Annotated in this window: 20 protein-coding genes; 5 read left to right on the forward strand and 15 right to left on the reverse strand. The window is 43.0% G+C overall.

All coding sequences use genetic code 11. The annotated features are described in order from the left end of the window. Window positions 1-135: 135 nt before the first annotated feature. From hemW to QNM18_RS26190, 6 genes are read right to left on the reverse strand one after another with little or no spacing between them, the layout of a single operon-like run. Complete coding sequence (gene hemW, locus QNM18_RS26165) at window positions 136-1,272, reverse strand: radical SAM family heme chaperone HemW (protein WP_211012679.1); 1,137 nt, start codon at window positions 1,270-1,272, stop codon at window positions 136-138. Then, window positions 1,269-1,862 (reverse strand): XTP/dITP diphosphatase, encoded by a 594-nt coding sequence (locus QNM18_RS26170; RefSeq protein WP_284138846.1) that lies wholly within the window; start codon window positions 1,860-1,862, stop codon window positions 1,269-1,271. The genes hemW and QNM18_RS26170 overlap by 4 nt, the downstream gene beginning before the upstream one ends. 4 nt (window positions 1,863-1,866) lie before the next feature. Next, window positions 1,867-2,307, reverse strand: a complete 441-nt coding sequence (locus QNM18_RS26175) for a DUF4426 domain-containing protein (RefSeq protein WP_211012681.1) — start codon at window positions 2,305-2,307, stop codon at window positions 1,867-1,869. 20 nt (window positions 2,308-2,327) lie between these two features. Then, window positions 2,328-2,861 carry a YggT family protein gene (locus QNM18_RS26180; RefSeq protein ID WP_284138847.1) on the reverse strand — a complete coding sequence of 178 codons (534 nt, stop codon included), beginning with the start codon at window positions 2,859-2,861 and terminating at the stop codon, window positions 2,328-2,330. Between the two features lie 9 nt (window positions 2,862-2,870). Beyond that, the gene (proC, locus tag QNM18_RS26185; RefSeq protein ID WP_284138848.1) at window positions 2,871-3,692 is read right to left on the reverse strand and encodes a pyrroline-5-carboxylate reductase; all 822 of its coding nucleotides are present in this window, start codon (window positions 3,690-3,692) and stop codon (window positions 2,871-2,873) included. Between the two features lie 16 nt (window positions 3,693-3,708). Next, the gene (locus QNM18_RS26190) at window positions 3,709-4,419 is read right to left on the reverse strand and encodes a YggS family pyridoxal phosphate-dependent enzyme (RefSeq protein WP_284138849.1); all 711 of its coding nucleotides are present in this window, start codon (window positions 4,417-4,419) and stop codon (window positions 3,709-3,711) included. Window positions 4,420-4,421: 2 nt separating this feature from the next. Between QNM18_RS26190 and QNM18_RS26195 the strand changes: the two genes are divergently transcribed. Genes QNM18_RS26195 through QNM18_RS26205 form a run of 3 tightly spaced genes read left to right on the forward strand, consistent with a single transcriptional unit; the run spans window position 4,422 to window position 7,483 of the window. Continuing rightward, a complete protein-coding gene (locus tag QNM18_RS26195; RefSeq protein ID WP_023399475.1) occupies window positions 4,422-5,471 on the forward strand; it encodes a type IV pilus twitching motility protein PilT in 1,050 nt (349 codons plus the stop codon). Between the two features lie 16 nt (window positions 5,472-5,487). Continuing rightward, complete coding sequence (locus QNM18_RS26200; protein ID WP_211012685.1) at window positions 5,488-6,612, forward strand: PilT/PilU family type 4a pilus ATPase; 1,125 nt, start codon at window positions 5,488-5,490, stop codon at window positions 6,610-6,612. Beyond that, complete coding sequence (locus tag QNM18_RS26205) at window positions 6,587-7,483, forward strand: hypothetical protein (protein ID WP_284138850.1); 897 nt, start codon at window positions 6,587-6,589, stop codon at window positions 7,481-7,483. The genes QNM18_RS26200 and QNM18_RS26205 overlap by 26 nt, the downstream gene beginning before the upstream one ends. A 3-nt stretch (window positions 7,484-7,486) precedes the next feature. Here QNM18_RS26205 and ruvX read toward each other — a convergent pair whose 3' ends face one another. From ruvX to QNM18_RS26235, 6 genes are all read right to left on the reverse strand, one after another. Beyond that, the gene (gene ruvX, locus QNM18_RS26210; RefSeq protein ID WP_211012686.1) at window positions 7,487-7,942 is read right to left on the reverse strand and encodes a Holliday junction resolvase RuvX; all 456 of its coding nucleotides are present in this window, start codon (window positions 7,940-7,942) and stop codon (window positions 7,487-7,489) included. Window positions 7,943-7,946: 4 nt separating this feature from the next. Beyond that, entirely contained in the window at window positions 7,947-8,504 is a 558-nt protein-coding gene (locus QNM18_RS26215) for a YqgE/AlgH family protein (RefSeq protein WP_211012687.1), read from the reverse strand. A gap of 19 nt (window positions 8,505-8,523) precedes the next feature. Beyond that, the gene (gene gshB, locus QNM18_RS26220) at window positions 8,524-9,483 is read right to left on the reverse strand and encodes a glutathione synthase (RefSeq protein WP_211012688.1); all 960 of its coding nucleotides are present in this window, start codon (window positions 9,481-9,483) and stop codon (window positions 8,524-8,526) included. 97 nt (window positions 9,484-9,580) lie between these two features. Further along, window positions 9,581-10,315, reverse strand: coding sequence for a 16S rRNA (uracil(1498)-N(3))-methyltransferase (gene rsmE, locus QNM18_RS26225; protein WP_284138851.1), 735 nt, complete (start codon window positions 10,313-10,315; stop codon window positions 9,581-9,583). A 94-nt stretch (window positions 10,316-10,409) separates the two neighbouring features. Then, window positions 10,410-10,892 carry a hypothetical protein gene (locus QNM18_RS26230; RefSeq protein WP_211012791.1) on the reverse strand — a complete coding sequence of 161 codons (483 nt, stop codon included), beginning with the start codon at window positions 10,890-10,892 and terminating at the stop codon, window positions 10,410-10,412. Between the two features lie 40 nt (window positions 10,893-10,932). Continuing rightward, window positions 10,933-11,826, reverse strand: a complete 894-nt coding sequence (locus QNM18_RS26235; RefSeq protein ID WP_211012792.1) for a DUF350 domain-containing protein — start codon at window positions 11,824-11,826, stop codon at window positions 10,933-10,935. A 79-nt stretch (window positions 11,827-11,905) separates the two neighbouring features. Between QNM18_RS26235 and glnE the strand changes: the two genes are divergently transcribed. Then, window positions 11,906-14,701, forward strand: a complete 2,796-nt coding sequence (gene glnE, locus QNM18_RS26240) for a bifunctional [glutamate--ammonia ligase]-adenylyl-L-tyrosine phosphorylase/[glutamate--ammonia-ligase] adenylyltransferase (protein ID WP_284138852.1) — start codon at window positions 11,906-11,908, stop codon at window positions 14,699-14,701. A 15-nt stretch (window positions 14,702-14,716) separates the two neighbouring features. On the opposite strand, the gene QNM18_RS26245 is transcribed toward glnE, so the two are convergent. From QNM18_RS26245 to tolC, 3 genes are all read right to left on the reverse strand, one after another. Next, a complete protein-coding gene (locus tag QNM18_RS26245) occupies window positions 14,717-15,325 on the reverse strand; it encodes a TcpQ domain-containing protein (protein WP_211012691.1) in 609 nt (202 codons plus the stop codon). 26 nt (window positions 15,326-15,351) lie between these two features. After that, a complete protein-coding gene (gene lpxL / locus QNM18_RS26250) occupies window positions 15,352-16,278 on the reverse strand; it encodes an LpxL/LpxP family Kdo(2)-lipid IV(A) lauroyl/palmitoleoyl acyltransferase (protein ID WP_211012692.1) in 927 nt (308 codons plus the stop codon). A gap of 127 nt (window positions 16,279-16,405) precedes the next feature. Beyond that, window positions 16,406-17,755 carry an outer membrane channel protein TolC gene (gene tolC, locus QNM18_RS26255; protein ID WP_211012693.1) on the reverse strand — a complete coding sequence of 450 codons (1,350 nt, stop codon included), beginning with the start codon at window positions 17,753-17,755 and terminating at the stop codon, window positions 16,406-16,408. A 210-nt stretch (window positions 17,756-17,965) separates the two neighbouring features. Between tolC and QNM18_RS26260 the strand changes: the two genes are divergently transcribed. Then, the gene (locus QNM18_RS26260; protein ID WP_211012694.1) at window positions 17,966-18,589 is read left to right on the forward strand and encodes an NUDIX domain-containing protein; all 624 of its coding nucleotides are present in this window, start codon (window positions 17,966-17,968) and stop codon (window positions 18,587-18,589) included. Window positions 18,590-18,596: the final 7 nt, after the last annotated feature.

Genomic DNA, 18,596 nt, shown 5'->3' on the forward strand with positions numbered 1-18,596 from the left:
CCTTCTTATTTTATATATTCAGATATATGAGCCCACAAGAGATTACCTCTCTTAGTGTAGGATATTATATGGCACGCAACGACTAGCAACCAAATTCTTTGGTTGAAAGCAAAGTCGCAATAGATGTACCCCAATTTAGACAAACAATTCTAACAGGTCATTAAGGTATCTGTGCCCTTTATTTGTTACAAACCATGAATCACCGAGATCTTCCAACAAACCTAGTTTAATTGCTTGGTTTAGCTGTGTTTGTATATCTGTTTCCTGTAAACCTGTGTAGGCTTCAAAATGAGCCTTTGGAGTTGCTTCTAGCAGGCGAAACGTATTCATGAAAAACTCAAACGCTTGGTCTTCTAAGTTGACTTGCCAGCTGTCGTATATGTATGGTTTGGTCAAGTCCATATACCCTCTAGGGTGCTTCACTTTGACGGTACGCAAAATTTGTTGCTGTTCGGGTTGTGTGATCTTGCCATGAGCGCCACAGCCTATGCCAAGGTAGTCACCAAAGCGCCAATAATTGAGATTATGTTTGCATTTAAAACCTGATTTTGAATAACCGGATATCTCATATTGCTGATATCCGTGCTGCGCCAGCAGCGCTTGTCCTGCTTCTTGTATTGCCCACAAAGTTTCGTCTTCGGGCAATTTAGGGGGCTTTGATGCAAATTGGGTGTTTGGTTCAATGGTTAATTGATACCAAGAGATATGCGGAGGATTCAGTTCAATTACGCGTCTTAAATCGCTCAGAGCATCATCTAAAGACTGATTGGGTAGACCGTGCATCAAATCCATATTAAAGCTATTTAACCCTGCATCATGTGCTTCAGCGGCAGCATTGAGGGCTTCATGTTCACCGTGAATGCGACCCAGTGCCTTAAGTTTATCGCTTTGTAAACTTTGCACACCAATTGAGATTCGATTTATGCCAGCCTGTACATAATGTTTAAAGCGATCACTCTCAACAGTGCCAGGGTTGGCCTCTAAGGTAATTTCAATATCGTCTTCAAAGCCAATTAGAGCTTCTATTTGCTGTAAAAGGTCAACGTAAGCATCGCCAGAAAGCAAGCTCGGTGTGCCGCCGCCGACGAATATGCTATGCAGTTTTCTACCTTGTACAAGGTGTAGATCTGCTTTGAGGTCATCAATTAAATGACCAATGTATTCTTGCTCAGGGATGGTGCCTTTTTGACTATGGCTGTTGAAATCACAGTAAGGGCATTTTTGCACGCACCAAGGTACGTGCACATATAAACTTAAAGGAGGAAGGTTCACTGGATGCTCTTAAAATGTGTCATGAGTTGTTGGAGTGCCTGTCCTCTGTGACTAACGGTGTTTTTCTCTTCCTTACTCAATTCAGCGGCCATGCGCTGCAGACTATTAACCCAAAAAACTGGGTCGTAACCAAACCCGCCGTCACCGTGCTGCGTTGTAGCGATGGCGCCCTCCCAGCTTGCTTGGCAAATAACAGGTGTGGGGTCATTGGCATGTCGCATATAAACTAACACACACCAAAAGCGGGCCGTACGGTTTGTTACACCATCTAAATCAACCAGTAATTTATCGATGTTTTGCTGGTCACTTGCATCACTACCAGCAAAGCGCGCCGAGTACACACCTGGTGCCCCATCGAGTGCATCAACTTCTAAACCCGAATCATCAGCAATGGCTGGTAGGCCAGTCTCTTTTGCTGCGTGTCGAGCCTTAATAATGGCATTTTCTACAAAAGTAGTGCCAGTTTCTTCCACATCAGAGACTTCAAATTGGCTCTGTGGCAGCACTTCAATTTGCAAGCTTTCAAGCATACCGCCTAGCTCTCTGACTTTGCCTTGGTTTCCTGTGGCAAGCACGATTTGTTTTGTCATATCTTTAATCTACGTAGAACTTTTGTTGAAATTTTAATAATTGATGATTATTACCTTGCTGGATGTTTAACTCGAAACGGTAAACATCTTCATTGTAATAATCGAGTTGTGCGAGGTAATAAATGGCATCGCCTTCAATCACTTGTTTAAATGTAAGGGACTTTTTATTGCCCAGTAAGTTTTTTGCGAAACCAGATATTTGCACTTCTTGCGCGGTTTTTGATTGGTCTTTTGCCAGCACCGAAATATTGATCAAGGCTTTATTTTCGCTGCGAACTACACCATACACTTTGGCGACGCTGGGTTGAATAAAAGTTGATGGAAAGGCGATGTAGTGCACTTCCCAATTACCTAAATTTTTATACTGCCCACCTGACTCTGAATTATTCGCCTGAGTATGAAAAGCGGCCAATACCAGTAAAATTACGGAAAGATAGAATCGCATAGTACCTCACTTTCATATGCTTAGTGCATGAAGTCCATCACCAAATGTTGTAAGAACATCATGCCAATCAACACCACCATAATGGACAAATCGAGTCCACCAAGCGGTGGGATAATTTTTCTAATTGGGCGCAGTAGTGGTTCAGTTAACTGTTCAAAAACAGCTGCTGCTGGGTTGTAACCCTGTACCACCCAACTCAATAGAGCGCGGATCACTAAAATCCAAAAAACCAAGCTAAATGCTTCTCGTAGTACGGTTAACAGCCCACCAATAGCTGCTTTAGCGGCATCCCAATGACCGCTAAACACTAACATCAACACAGATACCTTGGTGCCTGCGACGATAAAAGCAAGCACCAGTGATGCTACGTCAATACCTGCAAAACCAGGAATAACTTTTCGTAAAGGGTTAACAGCAAAAGAGGTCGCTTTTACAACAGCCTGACTCACCGGGTTATAAAAATCAACACGCGCCCACTGCATCCAAAAGCGCAGCAGCACTACCATTAAGAATAGATTAAAAATGGTTTCAATTAAAAAATACATTGCATTCATTTTAGGTCCTTAAATTTGTTTTTCCATTTCCTCAGCGCGTGCAATACATGCATCCATTGCATTTGCGACGGTTAGGGGAAGTTGATTATCTTTCATTGACTCAATAGCGGCATGGGTGGTTCCACCCTTTGAAGTAACATTAGCGCGGAGCTGCTCAAGGCTGATATCTGGTTGAGAGATGGCCATTTGTGCTGCACCAAGGGCTGTTTGTTGCACCAGTTGCCGTGCTTGTTGCTCATTGAATCCAAGTGCTTTTGCTTTTTCTTCTATGGCTTGCATAAAGAGAAAAAAGTAGGCCGGGGAAGAGCCTGTCACTGCGATAATATCATTTATCTGGCTTTCTGAATGCAGCCAAACGGTCATGCCAGTGGCACTGAAAATTTGGTCAATAAACCTTTGTTCTTGTTCATTAATATCTTGGCTAAATAAACCGGATACACCAAGCCCAACTAGCGATGGTGTGTTTGGCATACAGCGCACAAGTTTGGCGTCACTTTGCAGCATTTCTTTCAAACGGGCAAGGGTAATACCCGCTGCGACGGAAATCACCACTTTGTCAGTCAAGTCGATATTTGCCAAGCGAAAGGTTTCACACAAGGCTTCCATCATTTGTGGTTTGACAGATAGCACAATGACATCAGCTCGTTTAATGGCGTCTATGTTGTCACTAGTTGTTTGAACAGTAAAATCTTGTGCAACTTTATCTAGCTTTTCTTGATTGCGATTGGTAGCAATAATATTGCGGGCGCTGAAACCGTTTTTAAGCATGCCGCCAATGATGGCATAGCTCATGTTTCCAGTGCCAATAAATGCGATTGTTTTATTAGACATATTATCTGTGTGGCCTTTATTGTCTTTTACCAAAAATATCGGTACCAATTCTTACCATAGTGGCACCAGCTGAAACGGCGGGTTCTAAATCGCCACTCATGCCCATTGAAAGGGTATCGATATGTGGATATTGGGTCTTTAGTTTATCAAAGCAATGTTTCATTTGCTGAAAATATTGCAGTTGCTGGTCAACATCATCTGTTTGTGCGGTTATCGTCATTAAACCTCTCAAAGTGAGCTGCTTTGTTTCACTGATAAATTGAGCAAGGTCTGACAGCTCCTCTAGGGGGCATCCTGATTTTTTTTCGTCTTGGCTAATGTTAACTTGAATAAGAACATTGAGCGGTTTTAGATTTGTTGGTCGCTGTTCACTTAAACGTCTCGCTATTTTGATTCGATCGACGCTTTGCACCCAGTTGAAGTGTTCAGCGATATGTCGCGACTTATTCGATTGAATAGGACCAATAAAGTGCCACTCAATGTCTTTGTACTGTTTGAAGTGCATGACTTTATCGACGGCTTCTTGTACATAAGATTCGCCAAATAGACGCTGGCCTGCGTCATATGCTTGCTGGATAAGTTCGATTGGTTTGGTTTTAGATACAGCCAAAAGTTGCACAGGGTCAGAAATATGACAATTTTGCTCTGCTTTTGTAATGCGATCGTAGGCGTTATTTAGCCGTTCTGCTATTGTAACCATATTATTGTTTGCTCGTTGTGGAGTCATAGATGGATATTACTGAATTATTAGCCTTTAGTGTGCAGCATAAAGCGTCGGATCTACACCTTTCTTCGGAAGTTTCTCCAATGATCCGTGTTGACGGTGACGTACGCCGCATAAATATTCCCGCTTTAGAAGCGAAGGATGTAAATAGTTTAATTTACGATATTATGAATGATAACCAGCGCAAGGACTATGAGCAAAACCTTGAGGTGGATTTTTCGTTTGAAGTACCTAATTTAGCACGTTTTCGTGTTAATGCGTTTAACACGAGTCGCGGGCCTGCCGCAGTATTTCGTACTATTCCAAGTACCGTATTGACCCTAGATGAATTAGGTGCGCCAGATATTTTTAAAAAAATAGCAGAAAACCAGCGCGGACTGGTGCTTGTAACTGGGCCCACAGGCTCGGGTAAGTCAACGACGCTTGCGGCCATGGTCGACTATATCAATAGCAGCAAGCATCACCATATTTTGACGATAGAAGACCCCATTGAATTTGTTCATCAAAATCAATTGAGTTTGATTAATCAACGTGAGGTGCACCGCGATACTCATAGCTTCAATGCTGCACTACGCAGTGCGCTGCGTGAAGACCCCGATGTTATTTTAGTGGGTGAGTTACGTGACTTGGAAACGATTCGTTTAGCCATGACAGCGGCAGAAACGGGTCACCTTGTATTTGGCACATTGCACACCACATCGGCACCTAAAACCATCGACCGTATTATTGATGTATTCCCTGGTGAAGAAAAAGATATGGTTCGCTCTATGTTATCAGAGTCGCTACAGGCGGTGATTTCACAAACACTGATTAAAAAAGTCGGTGGAGGACGCGTTGCGGCACATGAAATCATGTTAGGTGTGCCTGCAATACGTAATTTGATCCGTGAAGATAAGATAGCTCAAATGTACTCAGCTATTCAAACAGGCGCCCTGCATGGAATGCAGACCATGGACCAGTGTTTAATGAACTTGGTGAACCACGGTTTGATCACAACCCAAGATGCGCATACAAAAGCACATGATAAAAACCAATTTGGTGCCGCAGGATTTTAATACAAGGTTTTAAACAATGGCATTGATAGATTATTTACAATTGATGGTAGACAAAGAAGCATCTGACTTATTTGTCTCATCAGGCTTGGCGGTCAGCGCCAAAATTGATGGTGAGTTGCGAGCACTAGACGAAGAAGTATTGGATAGTGACAGTGCGTTGAATATGGTTGAGTCGGCAATGACGGATAGGCAAAAGCAACAGTTTCACGCTGAAAAGGAGTGTAACTTTGCTGTCGCTAATGATGTTGGTCGATTCCGGGTTTCTGCATTTTGGCAGCGAGATTGTGCAGGCATGGTGATCAGGAGAATTGTGACGGATATTCCTGATGTTACTCAACTTGGTTTACCTTCGGTACTGACCGATGTGATCATGTCAAAGCGTGGTCTAGTATTATTTGTTGGTGGTACAGGTACCGGTAAGTCGACGTCGTTGGCTGCATTATTGGGCTACCGTAATCGCAATCAGCGCGGTCATATCCTGACGATTGAAGATCCAATTGAGTTTGTGCACGAACATCGCAAGAGCATCATAACACAAAGAGAAGTTGGTCTAGATACCGAGAGCTTTGAAGCAGCGCTGAAAAGCTCATTGCGACAAGCCCCTGATGTTATTTTAATTGGTGAAATTCGCTCCCAAGAAACCATGGAGTATGCCCTGAGCTTTGCAGAGACGGGGCACTTATGTGTCGCGACATTGCACGCAAACAATGCTAACCAAGCGATTGACCGTATCATGCATTTGGTACCCAAAGAAAAGCATGACAAACTGAAATACGATTTGGCACTAAATCTCAGAGCAATAGTGGCACAGCAATTGGTGCCTACGTCAAAAGGTGAGGGGCGTGTTGCCGCGATTGAGATACTGCTTAATTCCCCGATGGTTTCTGAATTGATCAAGAAAGGAGACATAGGCTCTATAAAAGAGACAATGGCCAAATCGAAAGAGATGGGCATGCAAACTTTCGATCAAGCTTTATTTGAACTCTACAAAGCCCAGCGGGTGAATTACGCAGATGCTTTGCATCATGCTGACTCGCCTAATGATTTACGTCTGATGATTAAATTGCAAAACAACGAACAAAAAGGTGCAGGGTTTTTGCAAGGGGTCACCATTGATGGCTTGGACAGCAAGAAAAACTAACCTGTTTTGCTTGCTTATATGTTGTCGTCTGAGCCTGACAACACTTTGTTGGGCTCAGCCTAGTTATGTCGATATTTATATCAGAGATGACGTCTATTCAAACTACAAAGCTTTATTATCAGGCCGCTCCCCGCTGGAAGTAGATAACTTTGGTGGACAGTTTGTGCGGCGTGATGTTGTCGACATGGTGCTGCTACATCAAGCTTTAATTTTAGGCGGCTTTGACAAGCCGTTTAAATACCGACCTGGAAACGTAAACTTCAGAGACTCTAATTTACTAGATCAAGGTAAGCAGTTGCTAAGCTTCGATACATTTTGGTTTGAAGAAGCACAGCAAAAAGCAGATAAGTTGTATATTAGTGAACCTGTGATCCGAAAGGGAGAGTTTTTTGCAGGTTTATATTTTGCCAAAGAGAATAAACGGGTTGCGAATATTCAGTCCCTTGAAGATTTGAGCACGCTGAGTGCGGTGTCTTCAAGTCGCTGGTTAGTGGATTGGCAGACTTTAAGTCGTTTGCCTCTCAAACGCTTGGTAGATGAACAAACTTGGTCAGCGCAAGCGCAGATTGTGAACAAGCAATGGGTTGATTTTATGTTGATCCATTTAATGCCTGTGATGGGGAATGACTTTAAACTGGCAAACATAAATCTGGTTTCTCATCCCAAATGGGTGGTTTTATTGGACAGTAGCCGCCATTTTGTGGTGTCTAAACTACACCCTGAGGGTGAGCGCGCTTTTGCAGCATTGCAAAAAGGTCTGGAAAAGCTGAGGCGTCAGGGAAAAATCGAACAGGCTTACCGCCAAGCAGGACTGTTCCCTGATATGAGGGTTTACAAGCAGCTCAATGCTGCCACAGGTGGAGACAAATAGTAATTACTCAGTTTCCCACAGTTGCTCAAAGAAGCTCTCCAGAATAATCACAGCAGACATTCCATCAACATTGTCTTTTGCCAAAGAGCGATACCCACCTTGATCAAACAATCTGGCTTTGGCATCAGTTGTGGTCAAACGTTCATCTTGAGTTTCGACGGGCAGGCGGTAATTATTGTGTAGGCGATTGGCAAACTTTTTGGCAGCGAATGTAACCTGTTGATTAGTCCCATCCATATTCAGAGGCAGGCCGACCACAAGTAAATCTGGTTTCCATTCACTCACATGCTGTTCTATATCGGACCAGTTGGGAATGCCATCTCGCGCTTTAACAGCCCCTAAGCTGGTGGCTGTCCCTGTTACTTCCTGGCCAATGGCCATGCCAATACTACGTGTACCAAAATCAAACCCCATCACGGTACGTTGACCTTTAGGGGTCTTTGGTTTTTTATTGCTCATACTTCTATGCGTGTCCTGCTTGATTACTGAGTTGCGAGATGTCGATACCTAACATACTTACGGCCTTTTCCCAGCGTTTTTCTGGTGGTGTACTAAATATAATCTCTGGATCCGCCTGAATTATCAGCCAAGAGTTTTCCAAGATTTCTTGTTCGAGCTGGCCTTTTTCCCACCCTGAATAGCCAAGCGTTATGATAAATGCATCAGGACTATCGTGATAAGTAAGAGAGGCAAGTACATCTTTTGAAGTCGTTATCATGATGTCAGAACTGAGCTCTTTGCTCGAGGCATAACCAATCTTGGGTGTATGTAACACAAACCCTCTGTCCGTATGCACCGGCCCGCCAGCAAAAACAGTTTGATCCGCAGCACTGCTGTCTTTGTCGTTGTCGATTTCGATCTGATCGAGTAACTCGCCTACAGTGACATCAATGGGGTGATTGACTATCAACCCCATTGCGCCTTCTTCATTGTGCTCGCAGATGTAGGTGACGGAGCGTTTGAACATCGGGTCCTGCAAGTTCGGCATTGCGATAAGAAAGTGATTAGCTAATGATTGCATGCGAGACCCCTTCTATAATTTAACTTTCAGTATGGTTGAGTTTTGCTTCAATCGCATCAAAAAACTTGTCCATAATAGATATATCGTACGCTGCTTCAATTTCCTTAACGCAAGTTGGTGCAGTCACGTTTATTTCTGTCAGTTTGTCGCCAATGATATCTAAGCCAACAAACAGCAACCCTTTCTCTTTTAAAGTTGGTGCGACCGCTTCTGCAATCTTCCTGTCACTGTCACTAATTGGTCTCGCTTCACCGCGGCCACCAGCTGCGAGATTGCCGCGTGTTTCACCGCCTTGAGGAATGCGCGCTAGACAATAAGGGATCACTTCACCGTCCACAACTAAAACGCGTTTGTCACCTTGCTTTATTTCAGGAATATAATTTTGTGCCATGGCAAAGCGGCTACCATGCTCGGTGAGCGTTTCGCAGATAACACCTATGTTAGGATCGTCATGTTGTACTCTAAAGATTGACGCCCCGCCCATACCATCGAGAGGCTTCAATATGATATCTTGGTGTTTGTCTAAAAAAGCTCTAATTTGACCTGCATTTCTTGTCACTAGGGTATCAGGCGTATGTTCACTAAACCATGCTGTAAATAACTTCTCGTTGGCATCTCTGAGGCTTTGAGGCTTATTTACGACTAGGGTACCGGCCAGTTCGGCACGTTCCAGTATATAGGTTGCGTAAATATACTCAGTGTCAAAAGGCGGATCTTTTCGCATCAGAATGACATCCAGATCACTGAGCGCAATATCTTGTTTGTCAGCCAATTCATACCAGTGATTTTCATCATCAAATACACGTGCTTTGGCCGCTGTTGCTCTGCCTTCACCTTGGTATAGATATAAATCGTCCATTTCCATGTAATACAATTCAAAGCCACGCTGTTGCGCTGCCATCATCATGGCAAAGCCGGTATCTTTTTTAATGTTAAAACCACTAATTGGATCTGAGATAATCCCAAGTTTGACTGCCATCGCCTTTACCTTATGTGTTATTTTGGATGAGTATGCCTAATGTGGTCAGCACAATGTGTCGCTAACCACAGTTTATATGTGGCCTAGTGGTTCGATTTTAAAGAGCTAAATCGCCAAACTGCAATTGTAGTGCACTTAAAACTGTCAATGCAGCTGTTTCGGTACGAAGTACCCTTGGCCCAATTTTGATATCAATAAAACCCTGTCCTGTGGTATTGGCCATTTCTTCGTCAGTAAAGCCGCCTTCCGGGCCCACTAAAAAGCGCACTCCCTGATCTGGTTTAGGTAGCGTCTTTATAGAGTGATCTGCTCTGGGGTGTAATGTTAATTTTAATTCGTTGCTCTGTTGGCTAAGCCACTCTTCTAATGAAATTGGAGGGTGTACCTTGGTAACGAAGTTTCTACCTGATTGTTCAGCTGCGGATATTGCGATTTTCTGCCATTGGTGGTGCTTTTTCGCCAATCGATCTCCGCTGAGTTTTACGCCACATCGAGTGGTAAATAAAGGAGTGATTTCACTGACGCCCAGTTCAACCGATTTTTGAATAGTGAAATCCATTTTGTCACCCCGAGAAATACCTTGTCCTAGGTGCACATTTAATGGAGATTCAACACATCTATCAACAAATTCAAAAGGGGTCACTTCTACCGCTTTTTTGGAAATGGCAGTAATTTTTGCGAGATATTCGCCACCTTGTCCGTTGAACAAACTAACTTGCTCACCTTCTTTCATTCTCAGTACGCGAGCGATATGCCCGGCAGCGTCATCATTTAAAGTGGTTGGTTGATTCACGACCAATTCTGAAGGTTGGTAAATATGTGGAATTCGCATAGTGTTGAAAGTCTAAATTGGATATGCGGTCATGTTAAGGTTTTCAAGGCGGTGAGTCTATAAAATGCGACATATCATGACCAATGTGTACTGTCTAATCTGCGGTATCTGTTTTTAACACCACAAATTCGCTGAAGGTGTCATGTTTTGTTGCCGCCAAGCTTGAATTACAGGTTAGGTGGTTGTTGTTAAATGGATCACTAATACGATGATAGTCATACCCATTTGCCAACTGTTCGATGGTAAATCTTTCTGCATGTAGGGAATTGAAGATAAACTTTTGTTTTTCGTCAGCGAGGTTGTAGTCAAGCGCGTAGATAAGAACACCTTGAATTTTATGGTGTTCATGCAGGTAGGTTGCCAGCTCAGAGACGCTTATTTCATTGTCAAAGTCACAGTAACTGTAATCTTTGATTTGGTCTTTAAACATCATTTTGAGCATTTGCTTTGTATTGTCTCCAGCAATTATTAGTTGACTGGGGGTGTCAGGAGAGAGAGATTTTACAAACTCGACAAATTCCTGACTGAACTCCCAGTTGCTGTCAACAAGTAAAAAGTTATCTAATTTCAAAGATATAATTCTCCAGAGCTAAGGTGTCCATGTGTTAGCTCGGCGTTTAAATTGAAAACATGTTTATTAGTAAATAGCCCATGCTACAAAAAACAGCAAATTCTAAGCAGGCAATACCAATATTATCTTGGTGATCAACCTCCAGACCTATGTCTACTTTAGGTAACACGATATGGATCATTAGACGGCTAAATACGTATAAAAGAAACCACATGAACACCGAGTGCACGACCACAGTTAGCAAGTTATCAACCATTTTACTCGGGTAGCTTGGCGCACTATGTAAGCCTGCATAGATAGCGAGTGCGAGCCCAATTGTTTTCCCAGCATAACGGATCCCAATTGAGGTGTTTGCCAAGCTGAAGTTATATTGCAAGGAGGCACCTTGGTTCTTTTTCGCAAAGCGAGATTCTCGGAGCTTGCTATCTAAAGCAAATACACCTTGTAAAAAAATAAAACAAATACTGACGATCAGTAAAGCTTGCCATGTTTTTGGTTCAAGCCAGTGATAAAGGCCAAGTACTAAGATGCTATTGCCAACTAACATACCTGAATCGACCAGCGCAGCGCAGACATTCTGTTTGAGTATTGCCTGAGTTTCGTTAAAGCGATATAAAATCCATTTTCTATGTATTGCCTGACCTAGGCAAATGTAAAGCCATATCAAAGCGATGGGCAATAAAACTTGGGTGTGTATGGTGGTGGGATCAAAGGTATTTAATTGGCCAAAAAAATATCCGATGCTGCCGCATAAGACGGCGACTTTTGCGGCATAGTTAATGCCCAATGCAAAGTTGTCATGTTGAGCCAATTCTTTTTGCAATAGTTTTTTTGCTCTGATCTGCACAATTAAACGCAGTGACATCAAAGCTATAAAGGCAATTGTTAAACCACTTAGTAGGACGAAAAAATTACTGTTTTCTAAAGACAAATAACTCATGCTCGGTGTAAGGTTGTTGTTATTTAGCGTTACTATAACACTGCACAACAAATGAGCCACAAAGCACTGGAGGTTTTTCATGGAACAAAGCCAATTAAGTCCCGAATTATCAGCGTTAGCCGAGCAGCGCTTTGCTGAACTTTTTCCTGGGCAAGCTATAAATGCACAAGCATTACGGTTGTTGGCACTCAGTGACTTTGCGTACCGCATACTTGCTCAGCATCCGCAGTGGATCCACTGGTTGTTAGATGAACAAGCCATGGCGCTTCGGGATATAGAGCCTGCACTAACCGGAAATATTGACGCATTAAGTGACGTTGAGTGCTTTGCCAAATTGCGTCTATATCGCAAGCGATACTGGCTCAAGCTCATGTGGCTAGATCTTGTGTTGGGTAATGACATTGCTGACAGTGTGGCGTATCAATCAAACCTCAGTGAGCAGTTAATAGAAAGCGCAAATGAATGGGCATTTGTACAGGTTGCAAAGAGCAATGGTGTCCCCGTCAACGAATCATTAGAACCGCTGCCAATGTTAGTATTGGGGATGGGAAAGCTTGGCGGTCATGAGCTCAATTTTTCTTCCGACATCGACCTTATATTTACTTACCCGCTCAGTGTCAAAACGTCAGGAGGCAGGCGTAGTATTGATGCACAAGTTTTTTATACTAAGGTGGCGCAAAAGCTTATTGCGGCACTTGATCAGCGCACAGCCGATGGTCAAGTTTTTCGTGTTGACATGAGGTTGAGACCATTTGGGGAAAGTGGCCCGTTGGTTATGAGCTTTTCCGCAATGGAAGATTATTATCAAGATCAAGGCAGGGAGTGGGAGCGTTACGCAATGCTTAAAGCTCGATTACTCGGCCAAAAAAATCAGTACTGGGACGAGTTTAAAGCATTGATACGTCCTTTTGTGTTCCGTCGATATATCGACTTTTCTGTGATTGAATCCCTGCGCAAAATGAAGCACATGATCGCCCAAGAAGTGAGAAGAAAAGGGCTTAAAAACAACATAAAGCTGGGCGCTGGTGGAATACGTGAAGTCGAGTTTATTGTGCAAGCATTACAAATGATCCGTGGTGGCCGAGAACCTGATTTACAAACCCCGTCGTTGTTAAACGCGTTACGTGTATTAGCAAGCCAAGAGGTGATCCCTGCAAGTGCTGCATCTGCGCTACAGGCGCAATATTTATATTTACGTCGTGTAGAGCAGTATCTGCAAGCATTTAATGATGAACAAACGCAAACTCTACCTGAAGATAAACTAAATCAATTGAGATTGCAGACACTCTTAGGATTTTCAGAATACGATGGGTTAACTAGTCACATAGAGCAAGTGCAAAGAGAAATTCGTCATGAGTTTTCTCAAGTGATCGGTGAAGAAGCACACGACACGCAAAGTTTAAAGGCATGTTTTATTTCAGCTTGGGAATATCAAGATATTAGTTATCTTGATATGACTCTCAGCGAGGAGTTGCAAATTAGATGGCAAGAAACACTGACAATATTTTATGCTGATATTACTAAAAAACAAATTGGGGTGCGTGGCCGAGATGTACTCGATAAATTGATGCCACTGGTGTTAAGTGAAGTAACTCCACTCAAGGCACCTGAAGTTTTGCAGCGTGTTTTTGATATCATTGCAAAAGTGGCGTCACGTACTGCATACCTTGAACTGCTATACGAAAATTTAGGTGCCTTAAAACAGCTGATCAAACTGTGCTCTCACAGTGTGTGGATCGCACAACAAATTGCAAGGTATCCGATTTTATTGGATGAGTTAATTGATCCGGCTGTTCTGTATCGACCGCTACCACTCAATGCCTATTACAATGAAATACAGCAGTACTTTTTACGCATAGATCCTGAAGACTTAGAGCTGCAAATGGAGGCGCTTCGTCAGTTCAAACAAACTCAGCAGCTGCGAATTGCAGCTGCTGATGCTACTGGTGTATTGGATATAATGAAAGTGAGCGATCACCTGACTGCACTCGCAGAGTCCATAGTGGCTAAAGCCGTTGATATTGCTTGGGGGCAAATGATATCTAGGTATGGTGCGCCACAAGGCACGTCCAATGAAGCAAAAGGGTTTGCCGTTATTGCGTATGGAAAAGCGGGTGGATTCGAATTGGGTTATGACTCGGATTTAGACCTTGTTTTTGTACATAACAGTGATGGACAGAGTAAAACAACGGGAGAAAGAACCATTGCGTCAAGGCAGTTTTATCTAAAACTCGCCCAACGGTTAATGCACTTGTTCAATACGCGCACGTTGTCAGGTATCTTGTATGAATTGGATACACGGCTCAGGCCTGAGGGGAATTCAGGGTTGTTGGCAATCAACATCGAAAGTTATTATCAATATTTGCAACAGCAAGCGTGGACATGGGAGCACCAAGCACTGGTAAGAGCTAGGCTGATTGTTGGCGAAGAGGTGCTGGTCAAGCGCTTTCATACAATACGCCATGACATTTTATGCCAACAGCGATCAACCAATGAGTTACAAGATGATATTGTCAAGATGCGAGAAAAAATGCGTCAGCATTTATCTAAGGACTCGAACTCAGAGTTTGATTTGAAGCAGGGAGCTGGTGGCATGACTGACATCGAGTTTTTAGCCCAGTACTTGGTGCTGGCTTGCGCGTCTGATTATCCAGCATTAACGCGTTATTCGGACAATATCCGCATTTTTGAACTCGCGAGTAAAGAGTCTGTCATCAGCGCACAGTCACAAAGTACTCTGACTCAAGCTTATTGCCAACTGAGAGAGCATTACCATCTAAATAGCTTAAATGGAAAGGGGAAAACTGTGGATGCCAAGTTATTGGCAGAGCAAAGCAATAGCGTTAGGAAAATCTGGCAGGCCTACTTTGAGTAGGCCTTGCAGACGTGTTTAATTAGTGAGTCGTCGACAGTTTTCACGTACGAAGGTAGAAGGGTTTTCAGTTATCACGGCAGCGCGTTGGCGGTGACAAAAGAAGGTATATACTTCAAATTCAAAGTCATCGTTAATCGCACGGCCAACCTGATAAAGGGCACTGACAAAATCGGAGTCGACGCGAAAGTTTTGTTTAACGACATAGTCTTTACTTAAATACCAGAACAACTCAATGTCTTCTTGTTTCGCATAATTGGTTAGCACACTTTTTAGGGTATTCCCCATTTCAAAGCGTCTTGGTTGACTTTCACCCGTCCACCTTTGGTGTGTCGGTTTAACCACGAGCTCGCGTTGTGCCAAGGCATCATCCAGCGGGAAGGTTGGCTTGCCGATTTCCATAACAAACTTTTCTCGTTCGGTATCACGCTCATTGACACGATTTCTAAAGTTTGCGTAAAACTGAGAAAGACCTTGAGCTGCCGCATTTGTTGTTTCTCTGAACTCCATTTTAGGAATATTACCATATAAGAAATAATAGGCTGCCCACACCAGAATCGCACCTAAAGACAGGTGTCTGGTCCAAAACCACATTGCCGATAATCGTTTTTTATTTTTTCTAGCCATTTTTTTTACGATGTCAGTTAATTAAACTACGAATAATGTGAAGGTGCGTTTTCATCCGGCCTTGTTTTAAAACGTCTATGAAGCCACATATACTGCTCAGGCGCATGCATAATTGAGTCTTCCATGCGTTTGTTTACGCGGGTGACATCATGATTTTCGTTGTCACTGGGGAACTCTGTCATAGCTGGTTCAATGGTAATATGATATTTACCTTGCTTATCACGCACACCTACTAAACTTAATGTCTCACACTTTTCACTCGATGCAAATAATAAAGTGCCAGTAGTGGTTGCTGCGTCTGGTACGGCAAAAAACGGCGCAAATTCGCAGCGTTTTCTACCATAGTCTTGGTCTGGTAAGTAGTAACACACTTTTTTATTGTGTAAGGCTTTTAGTAGCCCTTTAACATCACGTTTGCCGATTAGGAATTCATTGGAACGCAAACGACCTTTGGTCATGAAATATTCCATTAGTGGATTATTGTGAGGGCGATAAAACCCGATCCCTTGAGTATGAGTGCCAAGTACTCGACCTAACATTTCTAGGTGCAACATGTGTGGAACCAGCAGCAATACACCTCGGCCATTTTGACGTGCAGTCTCAAAGTGCTCTACACCTTTTATGGAACCAATGGCGCGCTTAACTCGCCATTCAGGCCACCACCAAGCCATCCCGGTTTCAAAAGTTGCAATGCCAGTGTTTTCCATATTCTGCAGCACCATTGCATCGCGCTGTGATTCATCCATATCAGGAAAGCATAGCTTTAAATTAACTTCGGCAATCTTGCGGCGTTTCTTTAAAAAGCGGTGAACTATTCTGCCCAGCAACCTACCTAGCATTAACTGCATACTTTGTGGTAACCAAGATAAAGAATATAAAACGATAACACCTAACCAAGTTAACCAAAACTTAGGCGCCAAAAATTGCAGTTGAAATTTGGGATTGTGAACCAAGTGAGATGCTCTCGTACAGCTATAAAAGAGCGTAGTTTATCTAGAACGACTTAGATGCTCAAGTGGCGGTGCGTTTTGATGCAATAATATCAGACCAGCGAAGTGTTGCTGGTCTGAAAAGTGCGATTTAGCGTGCGGCTTGAAGGCCTTTATTGATTGCTTCTAAATCAGCTCGGCTCAAATCACCAGACGCCTGTTTTAGTTGTAGCGTAGAAATGATGTACTGATAGCGTAAATCGGCTAAGTTTCTTTTCGCGCTATACAAGTTACGTGTACTAACTAGCACGTCCACAATGGTACGAGTACCTACTTCAAAGCCTGCTTCAGTCGCCTGAAGAGCACTTTCCGCAGAGACAACTGCCTGCTCAAGGGCACGGAAAGTTGCCACATTTGACATGACTTGATTGTATGACGTAATGACTGAGCGTGTGACGTTACGCATTGATGCTTCAAGGTCTTCGCTTGCAGCAACGTAAAGTGCTCTAGCTTGGTCAGTTGCAGCTACAGTGCGGCCACCAGAATAAATTGGTACGTTTAAGTTTAAACCAATTGTCGTTGTATCACCGCGTGGTGCAAGTTCTCTGCCGTCGCTATTGACGAGTGAATCTTCATGAGTCGCTCTAAGCGATAGCGTAGGGTAGTGTCCAGCTTTTGCTTGGTCAATTTGATCTTGAGCAATTTCAAGCGCAGACTGTGCAACTTGTAGAGCTAGGTTTTTCTCTTTGGCGATATCAATAAAATCATCAGCTTTTTTACTAGGCTTAACCGTTGAAAACGTCTCAGTATTTAGCTTATTGAGTTTTGAGTGGTATTTACCTGTGATAGTACGCAGTGTTTCACGGGCTGTTTCAACGTCGTTTTGAGCAACAATTTCGTTCGCTACTGAGCGGTCAAATTGTGCTTGCGCTTCGTGTACGTCTGTAATTGCCGTTAAACCTACTTCATATCGCTGTTTTGTTTGTTCAAGTTGGCGCTCGATTGCACGTTTTTCTGCTTGTACAAACTCAAGGTTATCCAATTGACTCAAAACATCAAAGTAGCCTTGTGCAATACGAACGATTAAGTTTTGTTTTTCTTGTTCATACTGTGTCAAAGACTGCATTGCACGCTTTTCTGCAATGGACAAGCTTTCCCAAACACTCATGTTGAAGATTGTTTGGTTTAGTGTCAGTGTACGTGTGAAAGAGTCTCTATAGCTATCAGCTAATTGATAACCTGTTGCATCAGTCTGAAAAGCTGGTGCACCCGTAGAGTCTGAGTCAGCGTAGCTAAATGTTAAGCCCAGAGACGGTAATAATTCACCGAGCGCGCTGTCTTGCGCATATTTTTGAGCATCGGCACTTGCCTTAGCACGCAAAACAGTGGGATCATTAGCTGTTGCAATATCATATACTTGCAGTAAGTCTTCTGCGTGAGAGCTATTACTTGACAAAGCACACGTCAAGCCAACCAGCATAGATAGAATGGTTTTTTTCATTATTTGTGCAGTCCTTAGACAATTTTGATGTCAGCATGTTACCTTGTTTTAAAACAAAATCCCAATGACTAGCTAGAGATAAAACAAAACAAGTGTAACAGAATATAAAACTTAGTGAGTTCACACACTAAGAGGGTTCACGTTAGTTAAAAGCAATATGGGGATAAAATAACCTAGATTAAACCCCGTATAATGAATGTAGGATGAAATATGAAAGAAATTAACCAGTTCGAGCGCCGCCATGTGAAGTTCAAAAAGTCTCCAAACAAGGTGCTGTACAATGGTTTCTTCAAAATTGAGGAGTATATTTTTGAGCACGCATTGTTTGCTGGCGGGAACAGTGAACCGATCTGTAGAGAAATTTTAGAGCGTGGTCATGCTGTGGCGGTGCTTCCGTTTGATCCTGTCACAGATCAAGTTTTACTTATTGAACAGATCCGCATTGGTGCGCTTGCAACCAAAGAATCCCCGTGGTTGCTGGAGTGTATTGCCGGTATGGCGGATGGCTGTGAGGATTTAGAAGCAGTTGCAAGAAAAGAAGCTCAAGAGGAAGCGGGGTTAGAGTTAACTAATCTACATTATATGCGTTCCTACCTTTCGAGCCCTGGAGGCACCACCGAACGACTTTATTTGTACCTTGCGGAAGTTGATTTGAGTGATTATCAGGGGGGCACTTTTGGTTTGCCAGAGGAAGGTGAAGATATTAAAGCGCATGTCATGCCGCTTACAGAAGCCATGCAAAGATTAGAATCTGAGGAAATAGATAACGCTGCGACAGTGATTAGTCTACAATGGTTAGCGCTAAATAAATCGAAACTTTCTTTTAAGCTGTGAACAGGAA

The organism is Pseudoalteromonas obscura (assembly GCF_030135505.1).
Taxonomy (GTDB): Bacteria; Pseudomonadota; Gammaproteobacteria; order Enterobacterales; family Alteromonadaceae; genus Pseudoalteromonas; species Pseudoalteromonas obscura.

Bases quoted from the DNA above. Each gene is read 5' to 3' on its own strand.
- QNM18_RS26170 (WP_284138846.1), bottom strand. From the start codon at position 1,862: ATGACAAAACAAATCGTGCTTGCCACAGGAAACCAAGGCAAAGTCAGA.
- QNM18_RS26175 (WP_211012681.1), bottom strand. From the start codon at position 2,307: ATGCGATTCTATCTTTCCGTAATTTTACTGGTATTGGCCGCTTTTCAT.
- QNM18_RS26180 (WP_284138847.1), bottom strand. From the start codon at position 2,861: ATGAATGCAATGTATTTTTTAATTGAAACCATTTTTAATCTATTCTTA.
- proC (WP_284138848.1), bottom strand. From the start codon at position 3,692: ATGTCTAATAAAACAATCGCATTTATTGGCACTGGAAACATGAGCTAT.
- QNM18_RS26190 (WP_284138849.1), bottom strand. From the start codon at position 4,419: ATGACTCCACAACGAGCAAACAATAATATGGTTACAATAGCAGAACGG.
- QNM18_RS26195 (WP_023399475.1), top strand. From the start codon at position 4,422: ATGGATATTACTGAATTATTAGCCTTTAGTGTGCAGCATAAAGCGTCG.
- QNM18_RS26200 (WP_211012685.1), top strand. From the start codon at position 5,488: ATGGCATTGATAGATTATTTACAATTGATGGTAGACAAAGAAGCATCT.
- QNM18_RS26205 (WP_284138850.1), top strand. From the start codon at position 6,587: ATGGCTTGGACAGCAAGAAAAACTAACCTGTTTTGCTTGCTTATATGT.
- ruvX (WP_211012686.1), bottom strand. From the start codon at position 7,942: ATGAGCAATAAAAAACCAAAGACCCCTAAAGGTCAACGTACCGTGATG.
- QNM18_RS26215 (WP_211012687.1), bottom strand. From the start codon at position 8,504: ATGCAATCATTAGCTAATCACTTTCTTATCGCAATGCCGAACTTGCAG.
- gshB (WP_211012688.1), bottom strand. From the start codon at position 9,483: ATGGCAGTCAAACTTGGGATTATCTCAGATCCAATTAGTGGTTTTAAC.
- rsmE (WP_284138851.1), bottom strand. From the start codon at position 10,315: ATGCGAATTCCACATATTTACCAACCTTCAGAATTGGTCGTGAATCAA.
- QNM18_RS26235 (WP_211012792.1), bottom strand. From the start codon at position 11,826: ATGAGTTATTTGTCTTTAGAAAACAGTAATTTTTTCGTCCTACTAAGT.
- glnE (WP_284138852.1), top strand. From the start codon at position 11,906: ATGGAACAAAGCCAATTAAGTCCCGAATTATCAGCGTTAGCCGAGCAG.
- QNM18_RS26245 (WP_211012691.1), bottom strand. From the start codon at position 15,325: ATGGCTAGAAAAAATAAAAAACGATTATCGGCAATGTGGTTTTGGACC.
- tolC (WP_211012693.1), bottom strand. From the start codon at position 17,755: ATGAAAAAAACCATTCTATCTATGCTGGTTGGCTTGACGTGTGCTTTG.
- QNM18_RS26260 (WP_211012694.1), top strand. From the start codon at position 17,966: ATGAAAGAAATTAACCAGTTCGAGCGCCGCCATGTGAAGTTCAAAAAG.